The following is an 11,775-nucleotide window of genomic DNA, read 5'->3' as shown; positions in this document are numbered from 1 at the left end:
CGGTGGGAGCCAACCGCCACGACTCGCCTCTGCTCGGACCGACTCTCCACGCAGCCATGGACCAGGTCGGGCCACTGCCGGACGACGTGAACGTTAACCTCGACCGGGGCTATGACAGCAACACGTCCCGCGCTCTGCTCCGGGAGTTGGGCTTCACCGGTGCAATCGCCCGCAAGGGCGTGCCCGCTCCGATCCAGGCCGGCAAGCGGTGGGTCGTGGAACGAGTGCGCCGTGAGGCGCCTGTTGATCGAGTGGAGGTGAAAGACCTGCACCAATTCCCTGTCGCAGCAGTGGGATTGAAGCTGAGGGCAGCCTGATCCGGGAGGTGCCGGGGAGGGCGGGAAGCAGCCCTGACAAAGCCGGGGCGGGGCCAGGACCGTCAGATGGCCGTGTGCCCGGCGAGCACGACGGAGAGGTGTACGAGAGGAACCGGTGTGCGAAGCCTCGTAACGAATTCCCACCAGCTCGAACCTGACGGATCTGGGCTGGGTGCGGTGCACGTCTGCCATCTGCTCGGGCGGGCGACTTGTGCGGTGGTCTCGTTCGCTGCCGTGCAAGGCCACGATGAAGGACTGCGGCGTAGTCGTGGCGATGCCGCCGGGGTATAGCCGGGCGCCTACTCCGACAAGCGATCACAAGTGAACACGGGAACCGTCCCGGTCCTGCCGCGGGCCGCGCATCCAGCGCGGAGATCCGGGCCGGGCACCACCGCCACCCGCACCGCCCAGGGGGATCTGATGCTCCAAACCAGCCGTACCCGCCGCGCCACCATCCGGGTCATCACACGCACCCACCGTGCCGCCCGTGCCGTCACCCGGGCCCTCGCCTACCGCACCCGCTCCGGCCTTATCGCCGCCGCCGTCGAGCACGGCCGGCTCATCCGCACCGGGGACATGCTGGACCGCCTCGGCGCCGACGACCTCAAAGACGGGCAGCGCTCCTGGTACGGCCGGCACACCGCCAAGGCGTACCGGGCCATGAACCTCGGCGCCGACGCCGTTCGCGTGTGGGCGCAGCACCGGACCACCGGCAAGTGGATCCACGTCCACGTCTATACGCCGACCGACCCCGCCCTCTACGCGGCGCTCGACACCTACAAGGCCACCCGCCACCTTGCCGCCGCCGACTTCGCGGAGGCCGCCTAAACCAACTTCACGATCACCCCTCGGAGCCATTGGCGCGAGCGTCACTACGGCGACTCCCTCGGAGTCACCATCTGGACCTACACGCGGACCATCGGCCGCCGACCTATCGCCTTTGACATCACGCACGATGCGGCTCTCCGCGAGACCACGGTCCGCGTGTACCCCGGCGGCGGCTACGTGCCGCCGTCCCATGACTTCACCGTCCGCGACGTGACCGCCTCCGAGGTCGGTAGGCAAGTCCACCAGATCCGCGAGACCAGCCCCGCATACACCACAGGAGAGCCGACGTGAGCGTGTCTGGCCTTCCGGTCTCCAGCGTTCCTGCCGCGTTCGACCGAGGGCACCTCTACAGCCCTACTCTCGCCCTGACCCGCTACGCCCTGGACGACCGGTACGTGTACGACTACCGGCCTGGGGACCTCTACGAGCCGATGCCTGCCGCCCCGAGCGGTAACCCGAAGGCGTGGTCGTGGTGGTGGCGGAACATCGCCGCGACACCCGTACCCGACTTCCTCGGTCTCCGCGTAGGCAACCAGATCAGCATTCAGCACGCGGGCTGCACAGGCCCCGGTGAGGTCATCTCGACCGAGCGGGCCGGAGCAGTCGTCCGCTACCCGCTACCCAAGAGCAACCTCACGGCGAGGACGCACGCGGAGATGTATGTGCGCCGCCGGAACGACGCTGGCCACTGGTACCCGTAGGAGAACCCCATGCTCAGCACCGCCACTGGCGTCCCCACCACCCCGGCCCGGCTCGCCGGCCTGCTCCTTGACCCGACGGTCGACGACCGTGTCCTGGCTGCCCAGGTGGGTGCGCAGCCCGCCCGCCGGCTTCTCGCCGCCGCGCACCGGATCGCCGCCGACCGGCTCTGGAACGCCGCCTGAAACCGTCCCGACCCGCCCCGAGGTGGGGCGGGCCCTGACCCGCTTGAGGAGCTCCCCATGAAGATCGGTCCGCGTACAGGCGAGATGGAGAACCACGTTCAGCACCTCTGGACCCGGGAGATCAACGGAGTCCAATTCCGCTTCCACCACATCAAGGCGTCACGGCTCGGTCGGCCGTACATGACCGTCTGGCGATGGGACACGGCCGAACTCGTCCGGTGCTCCTGCCCCAGGCCCGACTGCCCCTTCGCCTGACCCCCGCGGGTCCGGTATCCGCCGACCCCGCCCCTCCTCCGGAAGGAACCCGATGACCATCCAGACCGGCATCCCCACCATCGTTGCCCGACGCTCCGTCTGCGTGGATGGGAAGGCGCTGACGGTGTCCACGATCCGCATCGCCGCCGACTACTACGGCACCGTGATTTTCGACGACAGCCCTGGCAAGAAGCACGCGGGTATGACCATCGGCGGCTACGTCATCGACTCCTCGTCGAAGCGCGGCACCGACCGCGAGTCCGGGATGGACAACCACCGCGCCGCCCTGATCGCCGCCCGCGACGAGCAGCCGAGGAAGACCCGATGACCGACACCTCGAACCCCAACAGCGGGCCGTTGACGCCGGAGCGGTACGCCCGGATCCACGGCCTGCCGCAGCCTTCCGCCCGGGCCCGCTTGTCCGCGATGTTCACGCCCCGCTCCGACCAGGACCAAGCCGAGTTCGAGCGGCGGGTGGGCGCCGTCGTCGCCGAGGAGACCGAGGTGCTGCGGGCCCGGATCGCCGAGTTGGAGGCTCCGGGTTCACGATCGGGCGCAGGCGGTCGCGGTTGGTCTGCTGTCGATGGACGAAGTGGTCGTGCCGGAGGGCGCAAACCAGGGGTACCGCGACACGCAGTAACCAGCACACGTCACAGAAACGGACATCGTAGACACCGTCGTCGGGCGAGTACCCGGCGCGCACACCGGCACGTAACCCACCGTCACATCACGCTCTATGAGGGCCGTGCCCCACGCCCAAGCCGTCATCGCCCTGGCCCGCCGCCGGGCCAACGTCCTGTGGTTTCGAGGAGTGGCCGTCCGGTCCTCCTGGCTGCCGACCTCGCTCTGCTGACCGCCCACCGCTCCGATCTCGTGGCCGACCGAGCCCGGATGATCAACCGTCTCCGCGACACACTGGAGAGGCAAGCCACTGAAGGCAGAGCATCATCAGCCACATCCGGCCCTCCGGGCCGCCTAACACCTTACGGAGTATCATGACGAACACCCCGATGACCTGGGGCGCTGGTCTGACCGGTCTCCGCCAGTGTGGGGAGCGCGCATCGACCTGGTCGACCGCCACCTGCAACGAAGGCACGGAGACGGCGCTGCATCTGGTGAAGGCTCCCAACTGGCGGACACCCGCCGCTGGGACGTCGTCTCCTTCGAGAACGTCCTCGTCGTCATCGAACCCTCCTACCGGGGTGGAGGACGCACTGGACGCAACGGCTATACGTGGTGGCTTGCCGGACACGCCCACAGTGATTCGGCGGAATCCTGCTGCGTTGTCTTGAGCAGTCTCTGTGTCGCGCCGATAACCTGGGTCAGGCGGAGCCGCCAGCCCCAGCCGCCGAGAATGTGGGCAGGTGTGGGCCACGAGTCGAAGGTCTGCATCGTGAGCGTGTTGCGACGACGCACCACCGCAGGGATGTGCAGCAGGGTCAGGTGGATGTAGATCATGTGCGTAGCCGGGGGTGCGATGTCCTCAGCCGTCACGTGCAGCTGTGTCTGCGGGTTCAGGCCACGCTCGAGCATTGCCTGCGACAGGGCTACGATGAACGCACCCGCGCCGCAGGTCGGCTCGTACAGATCAGCGAAGTCGTGCGCGTGCACCTGATCGATCACGGAATCGATTTGCATCCCGGCCATCAGCTGAGCGATGTCATAGGACGTGTAGAACTGACCGAGTCGCTCGTTGCCGAGTTCCAGCTCCATGTAGAGGCGGCCGAGCACGTCACAGGGCTCCCGGCCCATCTCCTCGGTGACGAGCGCGAGAGCGTGCCCGAAGCGGTACAACTCCGCACGGTCATACCGGCTCGCGGTCCGGAGGTACTGCTCTTCGCGCTCGGCGTGGCCGTGGACATCCACGGCGTTGCGGAGAGCCAGCGCAGCCATCTCGACGAAGTCCTCGAAGACCTGACTCATCCGCCTCGCCCCGGTGTTCGCCTCGAGTAACTTCACGATCTTTTGATAGCTGCTCATGCGTCCGACTCGATGGTGTTCTCCGAGCCGTCCATGAAGGCCGACCCGTTCCGGAGAGAGGACAAGCGCTCAGACTCGCTGACGACACGTTGGAATGTTCCCCATGCGTCCCCACCTCGGCCGGGCGCCTGACCGCACCGTGGAAGAACCATCGGGACGGGCGGGGAAGTGTGGAGCGACCGCGAGACGATGCGGTACCAACGGTCCTGCTCGCAGCGCCGTTCTTCCCAGGCTCGGTCGCGGCCTCTTACCGCGAGGGCGGCACGGTAGTCCGCCAGGCCCGATTCGCCGACGAAAGCGACCTCATGGTGGATGAGCAGCCTTCCAGGCTGGGTCTCGACGCGCCAGCTGGTGTCGAGGACCATGTCCAGGCCGCTGTAGAACCAGAGGTTTCGGTCGGCCATCCACGACCAGAAGGCGGCCATGTTCGTGTGCGTGTGGTCGGTGGTCTCGAAGCCATAGACGAGGTAGAGCGTCATCCCATCCCCCTGGAGGTCCACCGGGCCCACGCCTCGCGGTCGGAGTCCGGGTTCCACTCCTGCGCCGTACGCCGGTTGTGCTGGTGCAGGGCGCGGGGGTCGATCCGGGTATCGGGTGCGGTGGGAAGGTAGACGAGGGCCAGCGGGGTGGTCTGCGCGCCTCGGGAGAGCTTGGCCGCGGTGGGCGGTACGGACAGGTGCAGGCGGCGCAGGCCATGGCGGCCTGCCCAGTCGACTGCCTCGTAGAGCGTCAGTGTGAAGTAGGCGTAAGGCGGGGCCTTTCCGTCCGCGCCCCAGTAGCGTCCGTACAGGGTGGTGCCATGACGGTAGAAGACGGCGGCCGCCCGGATGGTGTCGTCGTCCCGGGTCCGGGCAAGCGCTACGGCAGCCCGGTCGCCGAGGCCGGAAGAGCGCTGTGCCTCCAGCGTGCGGCGCATCTGCGCGGTCCCGACCTGTGCTCCGTATTTTTCTCGCGTGGCGGCGAGCAGCGGCGCGATGCGGGTGCAGACCTCGGGGGTGAGGGCGGCCCATTCGACCGAACCGGACCGGGCGAACAAAGCCCGCTCCCGTCGCCACTGTTTGCGGTGCTTGCTCCCGGCGGTGGCTTCGAGTCCACGCATGCCGTCATCCGGCACTGTCACGGACGTGTCCGCCGTGTGCAGCACGGCTTGGGCGCCGGGGTGGCTGGCGGCGGCTTCCAGAGCGTGCGCGCCGGTGAGGTAGGGCCACACTGCGCCCGCGAGTCCCCGGTCGGCCGCGAGCCGGCAAGCCGCCTCCATCAACGCCCGCAGAGCGCGCGGCCGCACCACGCCGCGGGCGCAGGTGATCGTAGTGGCTGTGGCACGGCGGGGGCCCAGCCACAGAGTCTGCTCGCTCGGTACCGCGATCAGTTCATTTGTCATGCCTGGGAGGCCGAACAGGTTGCTGCCGCTGGGTTCCGTGTTCGTCCATGTCGGCAGCAGGCCCGTGAGCCGGCCCGCCTCCGTTGCCGCGAGGACAGGTTGGAGGCCGTGCACTTTCTCCAGTGAGCAGATCCAGAGGTGGCTGGTGTAGAAGCCGTCGTCGGCATCGACGAGGGCGTCCCATTGGCATGTCTGGAATTCAGCGGCGCTGGTGCGGAGTTCGACGGCGAGTTCGCCCTGCTCGGCGGCTGTGGCATGCCGCTGGTGGCGGGCGGACGGGGTAAGGGTGGCAGACATGCTGTCGGTTCCATTCATACGGGCGGAGGAGGGGCTCGGCATCGGCCGCTCAGACGGATTGGGGCGATGCCGATGGCGGGCGCTCACAGGGCGCAGGCTGTGGCGTGCATCGGGGTGGTGAGGGGCACTTGAGTTTGTATTTGACCGGGGTCAGGCGTGTCGTGCAGGGTGCGGGGGCGGTGCCGCGCACGATCCCGTGGGCGAGGCGGTCGCCGAAGGCAGCCGTCGGCGAGGCTGCCACTCGGGTTCCAACGCCGCGACCTCCATCTGGGAACCACGATCCGGCTCTCTCGGAGAGCTAGTCGCGCCTTGTGAGCTCCACACTGTCGGTGGCGTGAGGGACGATGAGCTTATGGAAAACGTTCAGAAGATCACCAGCCTTGATGCGGTCTGGAAGCCCGGCGATGTGGTTCTCGATGATGAAGGCAACATCCGCTCCAACCACCCCAAGTGGGTATGGGATTACCCCAACTCGGGGGACACTCGTGGCTACTCCGGCGGGCCGCAGATCCCAGACGGAGCGCTGGAAGACAAGGACGCAGTGCGGCCACTGATCCTCCTTGTGCGGGATGGCCGAGCTGTCGGGGGCACGCCCATCACGGAGTGAACATGGGTATCGAAGCTCCGGGCTGTGCCGGAATGGTCGAGGACCAGATTTTGAGCGCCATTTCGCACAAGGCCCGGCCCAACCGTGGTGACCAGCCGCTCCGCCCTGTGGTGTGCGGTGAGGTGGGAAGACGGGAAGCTGCACGGTGCCGGACTGTGTCGGGTAGGCGAACTGTGCGGGAACCGGATCGGGCCGGGCCTCCGGCGCTGCGGCCGCCTTCTCCGCGACGACCTCGGCGGAGACCGGGGCCTGTGGCTGCGCCGGCCCGGCGATCGGGCGCTCGGCGACCGACTCCTCGTCGTCGTGCTGCTCGACACTCTCCAGCGACGGCCGGCCGCGGCGCGGCAGCTGGACCACGGGCTTGTAGAAGACGTCAATGAACCCGTCGCGCTCAATGGGCTCCCGGATGAGCAGTCGAACTGACTGCGAGATGTCAGCCTGCTCATTGAGCCACGTGTTCACCGAGGTATCGGCGGCGGGCACGGTCCAGCGAACCTTGCGAGGTTCAGTGGACTGACCAGTCATTGCACTCAGCGCTCCTCAACACTCGCTCCCGCGCTCCATCCGATCGTTCGTCAGATGTCTCGCGCTCTGCCATAGAGGATCACTGTCCTTCGCGTTTTGTCTCGAATGTGAATCCACTTTAGTGGCCCTGTTGAATCCTATGCAAGTCCCATTAGGTGCGTGAAAGAGACGCCATTTAAGTCCCTGTCGAGTACCGCCAGGTGCACCTTCGAGACGACACCGCGTCCCCGCCTGGGGTGACCGCGTGCAGGCCCTCGGTGCCGTGCGTATCTGCGCCCCAACCTGCGACGCCACGGGTGCTTACGCGGGACGCCTGCGAGACGCCCGCCGTACCGACACTGATCCAGAAGAGGCATAGCGAAGTACGAACGGCGTTCCTGTGGTGTCCCGATCGTGTCTCCCGAGGGACGCCACCTAGCATTCCCGCACAGGTGAGTCCTCCGAAGGTTCTGTGTGTGACGCCAGTGCGGCACTGCCGGGGTGCGCGCGAGACACTGTGAGGACGTGTGCAGAACTCCAAGAGGTGAACCGACATCAATCGGTGTTTTATCAGTGTCCTCGTCGCGTCTCGTTCGTGTACCGATGAGTCACCTCGGACACGCGAAGGAGACGCTGTTTCCTTGCTGTTTGATAGAGCCGAAAAGCCTATCTGTGCACCTCGCCGGGCCCGGCTGACGGCGGCCAGTAATACGGTTCTGATCCACTTCTTGTGGGGCGGTGACACGGCGTCACAAATGGCTGGAAGAATGGCCGTTCGGGTGACTGCAGCATGTTCTCGACATTCGCCACGATGTTCTCTCACCTGTCCTCTGTGGTGGTGGACGAGGTCAGAGCGGACGGTGGCGAGGTAGCCCTCACGGCGCGGACGATGACGCGCGAAACGGTGTGTCCAGGCTGTGGCGCCGTGTCCGGCCGTCTCCATGGTGGCTGTCGACGGCGCCTTGCCGACCTCGGCGGCCGGACGGCAGGTCGTGATCGACTTGCTGGTGCGACGGCTCCTCTGCCCAGCGGCTGCGTGCGGTCGTCGCACGTTCGTCGAGCAGTTGGACGGGCTCGCCGAGCGATTCGCGCGGCGCATGCCGCTCCTGTGTCGTTCGCTGGAGAATATCGCGCTGGCGCTCACCGGGCGCCTGGCGCCCGGCTGCCCGTGTATCTGTCCGCCCCGACGAGTGCGAACTCGCTGCTCAGACTGGTGCGCAGGCTTCGATGGCTCTGTCGATGACTAGGAGCAGCGGTTCTCGGGCAGTTCGGGAGGCGTTGCCCACGTCGAGTAGCGGGCTTCGGACAGCAGCTCGGTGCCGACCGACAAGACACCGTGTACGCGCACCGCAGTTGTCTCGCCGAGCCTACCGAGGACGCGCCTGCTGAGGCCACTGTCGAGCAGGAGGTGCCGGGGCGGCCGGAGGGGATGCGTGTGATCCGGCGCCGCGAGCGTCACGCCGTCGTGCACGCCCTCTACGACAAGGGAGTCCCGATCCAGGCGATCTCCGAGGCTCTCGGGCTCGACCGCAAGACAGTACGCCGCTATGCGCACGCGGCCACGCCCGAGGGAGGCGTCGCTGGGCACCGGCTCGCGCCGCTACGGCCAGGTCCACGCCTACTCGCCCTACCTCCACCGGCGCTGGAACGAGGGCTGCACGGACGCGGCACGGCTCCACGCGGAGATCGTCGAACTCGGCTTCACCGGCAGTAAACGGACCGTGCGCCGGCATCTGCAGGAGATCCGGGCCAGCGGCAACCCCGCACCCGACAAGCCCAAGGTGCTGACGGTCCGCACGGCCACCTGGCTGATCACCTCGCACCGCGACTACCTGGAGGAGAGCGGCACGCTCAAGCTCAAGAAGCTCCTGTCCTGCTGCCCCGAACTGGTCGCCGTCGCTGCGTGCGTCCGCTCCTTCGCCGCCATGATGACCGCCCGCCGCGGCGGCGACCTGGAGATCTGGCTCTCCAGCGCCGAGGACACCGGGATGAAGCCGCTGCGGACCCTGGCCTGCGGCCTCCGACAAGACTTCGACGCCGTCACCGCCGGCCTCACCTTGGAATGGAACTCGGGCAAGGTCGAAGGCAACGTCAACAGAGCGAAACGGATCAAGAGGGCGGATATGGTCGCGCCGGATTCGACCTCCTCCGCCGACAGATACTCCTCGCCGACTGAAGACCGTCACCCTCGCCATCCCACAAGAAGTGGATCAGAGCCCAAGGGTTTCCCCACGGACGGCCAGGTTTCTTCCTGGACCTGGACCGATGCCGGTCAGCGAAGCTGGCCGGTGTGAAGAAGAGCAGGGAGATCCTGGAGGCATACAACCTCACGGGGAGTTACCGAGCAGCCGCCGAGCTGGTCGGCTGCGACCACCACACGGTGGCCCGGTATGTGCAGATGCGGGCCGAGGGTGCCAGCCCGACGGCCCGGCAGCATCGGGCCCGCCCTGATGTGACCGTCCAGGGGAGCATCGCTCGCATCAGTCCTAACGAGCTCGTGCATGATTGCTGGTGGCGCGTCAGGACCTTGAGCGTTGATCATGCTCTGTGTGGCGGGGAACCGAGCGCGTGCGGCAATCATCCGAAGCCAGCGAATCACCGAGGACCCCGTGTTTCGCTACCAGGCGCAGGCACGAGGTCCAGCCATAGCAAGCTACCACATTCATCACAGGTCCGTGGACGGCCACAAAGTCACTGGCATTGTCCTTTAGCCAGTTCCTTCAGGACAGCCGGTACGGCATGGCGCGGCCCCGGGTAAAGCGTGTAAGGAACACGCGACCGCAGATCACGGCTGTCCTGCCAGAGCCAGACGCCAGGGACCGTACGGCACCTGTCCATGGGATGCGCACGGCGCGGGGCCCCTATGTTGCTTGGTCAAGGTGGTGGGTCAGGACGGCTGCATGACGAGCTGGTTCTGCACTTACTACGAAGACGACGATCTATGGCTGTATTTCGAGGCCGATGACGAGTGCTGCATGCCGATCTCGCGGCGATAGGCCGCTATGAACAGCAGCACGAGGCAAGATTGTCGATCTCGAACACTCCTACCGGCTCGCCTGCAAGGTCGGCGACACCGCACGAGCGGACCAGCTGGAGGCCGAGTTGCGGGACGTCCGGGCATCACGCCGGAGGTCTGGTCCGGGGAGTGGCCGGTAACCCAGCGAAGAACATGAGCCTGATCGGCAAAGCCGATTCGGGACTCGGAATGACAAGCATTCGATCAGCACAGCTGATTCGGAAGAAGTACTGAAAGAGAAAATCATCTGATCAGCGAAGCTGATCCGGATGATGGCATGACAGACAACTGGACATCTCAACAACCCATCCAACTGCGCGCGGACGATGACGTCGATCCGGGCGCTGCGCTGTATTCAAGGAGAATCCACCATGTCGAACCCGAACAGCACCGCTTCCGTCATCGGCCGCCTGGCGAACGACCCGAAGGTCTTCGAGAACATGGACGGCTCCAAGAAGGTCATGCTCACCGTCTTCGTCGACCGCAGCTATACCGACGCCCAGGGAAACCGCATCTCCGACGCCCTTCCGTTCGAGGCTTTCGTACGCGCCCAGACCCCGGGCGCCGGCCCCTTCGCGCGCGTGCACAAGGGCGACCTGGTCTCCCTCAGCTACGAGCCACGCATGAACCGCTACACCAAGAACGGTGTGGAGGTCTTCGAGGTCAAGCTCGAGATCCAGAACATCTCCTTCCTGGAGTCCCGCGCGACCACCCAGGCCCGCCTGGCCGAGCGCGTCACTAAGGCCGAGGCCCAGAGCCAGAACCTGCAGGCTCAGGTTCCGGCTCCGGTCGCGGCTGCCGCTCCGGCCGCCGTCGCGCACGCCAGCGCCGTACAGGACAGGCAGATGCCCTTTCCGACCGCTTGACGATCTATAGAACTTCACCCTTCCCTGCGGGCCTGGTCGAGCTCGGCACCGATGCTGTTGGGCCTGCGTGGCGTCGGCCGTCAAGACCACAACCAGGTGGTCCTGACGGCCGACGTTGTCGGACGCGACACCCACGAACAGGAGTAGTTGTTTGTAAGCACGTGTTTTGGGCTCTGGAGGTGCTTACAGACAAGTAGTCACCGTGATCCCACCCGACGACTCACACGTTCCCCGTCCCCACGCCCGGCGCTGCGCCAGGCTCCTGCAGGGGCAGGGCCAGCACCTGCTGAACGCCAGCTACCTCAGCTTCATCGTCTTTGGCATAGCCGCTCTGGCACTTACGGATTGGGAGCGCAGCGCCGACGAGTGGATCCGGCTGCCTATGGCCGCGCCTGCGACCTTCGTAATCATCGGAGCAGCAGTCCAGAGCCGAGACAAGCAGGAGGACTGACAGCCTGGCAGAGAGCGGGGGCCGTCAGCTCTGGTTTCGCGGGCCGCCCTCACGCCCCTCACCGCCTGCACCACCCCTCCAGTCCGCTCCCTACGACGCCTCCGAAGCAGGCGAGATCACCTCCGGCACGGACCGCGACCACTCGGACGGCATCGAGGGCGAGACCCGCTTGATCCCCGGCTCCGCATACCGAGGGACCACCTCCATCGTCATCGCCCCAAGGACTGTTCCATCACCTCCTCTGGATAGGAGCACGCATTGAGCAACACCACCCCAGCCATCCCTGCCCGACGCCCCCATCAGCGGACCGTAAACACCGAGATCACCGCCCTGGACGTGGGCAGCATCGAAGGTGTCCGCGAGGCCATCGGCGTTTTCACCCGCCGGAT

Annotated in this window: 11 protein-coding genes and 3 pseudogenes; 10 read left to right on the top strand and 4 right to left on the bottom strand. The window is 66.5% G+C overall.

All coding sequences use genetic code 11. The features are described 5' to 3' along the window. From AB0P17_RS42610 to AB0P17_RS42585, 6 genes and pseudogenes are all read left to right on the top strand, one after another. A pseudogene (locus tag AB0P17_RS42610) lies at positions 1-224 on the top strand (IS5/IS1182 family transposase); the annotation flags it as partial. 513 nt (positions 225-737) lie between these two features. After that, positions 738-1,145: a hypothetical protein gene (locus AB0P17_RS42605; protein WP_365820409.1), complete on the top strand. Its 408-nt coding sequence runs from the start codon at positions 738-740 to the stop codon at positions 1,143-1,145. A 287-nt stretch (positions 1,146-1,432) separates the two neighbouring features. Continuing rightward, positions 1,433-1,846, top strand: coding sequence for a hypothetical protein (locus tag AB0P17_RS42600; protein ID WP_365820407.1), 414 nt, complete (start codon positions 1,433-1,435; stop codon positions 1,844-1,846). Between the two features lie 9 nt (positions 1,847-1,855). Next, positions 1,856-2,029 (top strand): hypothetical protein, encoded by a 174-nt coding sequence (locus AB0P17_RS42595; RefSeq protein ID WP_365820406.1) that lies wholly within the window; start codon positions 1,856-1,858, stop codon positions 2,027-2,029. Between the two features lie 57 nt (positions 2,030-2,086). Continuing rightward, a complete protein-coding gene (locus tag AB0P17_RS42590; RefSeq protein WP_365820404.1) occupies positions 2,087-2,284 on the top strand; it encodes a hypothetical protein in 198 nt (65 codons plus the stop codon). Positions 2,285-2,336: 52 nt separating this feature from the next. Continuing rightward, a complete protein-coding gene (locus tag AB0P17_RS42585) occupies positions 2,337-2,612 on the top strand; it encodes a hypothetical protein (protein WP_365820402.1) in 276 nt (91 codons plus the stop codon). Between the two features lie 899 nt (positions 2,613-3,511). Here AB0P17_RS42585 and AB0P17_RS42580 read toward each other — a convergent pair. The 4 genes from AB0P17_RS42580 to AB0P17_RS42565 all read right to left on the bottom strand — a co-directional run bounded on the left by AB0P17_RS42580 (position 3,512) and on the right by AB0P17_RS42565 (position 7,074). Continuing rightward, positions 3,512-4,264, bottom strand: coding sequence for an SAM-dependent DNA methyltransferase (locus AB0P17_RS42580; RefSeq protein ID WP_365820400.1), 753 nt, complete (start codon positions 4,262-4,264; stop codon positions 3,512-3,514). Beyond that, positions 4,261-4,743, bottom strand: a complete 483-nt coding sequence (locus AB0P17_RS42575; RefSeq protein WP_365820398.1) for a hypothetical protein — start codon at positions 4,741-4,743, stop codon at positions 4,261-4,263. Before AB0P17_RS42575 ends, AB0P17_RS42580 begins: the two co-directional genes overlap by 4 nt. After that, on the bottom strand, positions 4,740-5,942 hold the full coding sequence (locus tag AB0P17_RS42570; protein ID WP_365820396.1) for a GNAT family N-acetyltransferase: 1,203 nt from the start codon (positions 5,940-5,942) through the stop codon (positions 4,740-4,742). The genes AB0P17_RS42575 and AB0P17_RS42570 overlap by 4 nt, the downstream gene beginning before the upstream one ends. Before the next feature lie 298 nt (positions 5,943-6,240). Next, on the bottom strand, positions 6,241-7,074 hold the full coding sequence (locus AB0P17_RS42565; RefSeq protein WP_365820394.1) for a hypothetical protein: 834 nt from the start codon (positions 7,072-7,074) through the stop codon (positions 6,241-6,243). Positions 7,075-8,482: 1,408 nt separating this feature from the next. Here AB0P17_RS42565 and AB0P17_RS42560 point away from each other — a divergent pair. The 4 genes and pseudogenes from AB0P17_RS42560 to AB0P17_RS42545 all read left to right on the top strand — a co-directional run. After that, a pseudogene (locus AB0P17_RS42560) lies at positions 8,483-8,578 on the top strand (hypothetical protein); the annotation flags it as partial. 22 nt (positions 8,579-8,600) lie between these two features. Next, positions 8,601-9,347 carry a transposase gene (locus tag AB0P17_RS42555; RefSeq protein WP_365820392.1) on the top strand — a complete coding sequence of 249 codons (747 nt, stop codon included), beginning with the start codon at positions 8,601-8,603 and terminating at the stop codon, positions 9,345-9,347. After that, positions 9,344-9,499: pseudogene (locus AB0P17_RS42550) on the top strand (IS21 family transposase); the annotation flags it as partial. The gene AB0P17_RS42555 and the pseudogene AB0P17_RS42550, both read left to right, overlap by 4 nt. A 941-nt stretch (positions 9,500-10,440) precedes the next feature. After that, a complete protein-coding gene (locus AB0P17_RS42545; RefSeq protein ID WP_365820390.1) occupies positions 10,441-10,935 on the top strand; it encodes a single-stranded DNA-binding protein in 495 nt (164 codons plus the stop codon). Positions 10,936-11,775: the final 840 nt, after the last annotated feature.

It is taken from the genome of Streptomyces sp. NPDC088124 (assembly GCF_040685895.1).
GTDB lineage: Bacteria > Actinomycetota > Actinomycetes > Streptomycetales > Streptomycetaceae > Streptomyces.
Note: the sequence above shows the minus strand (reverse complement) of the source record. Positions and strands in the feature narration are given on the sequence as shown.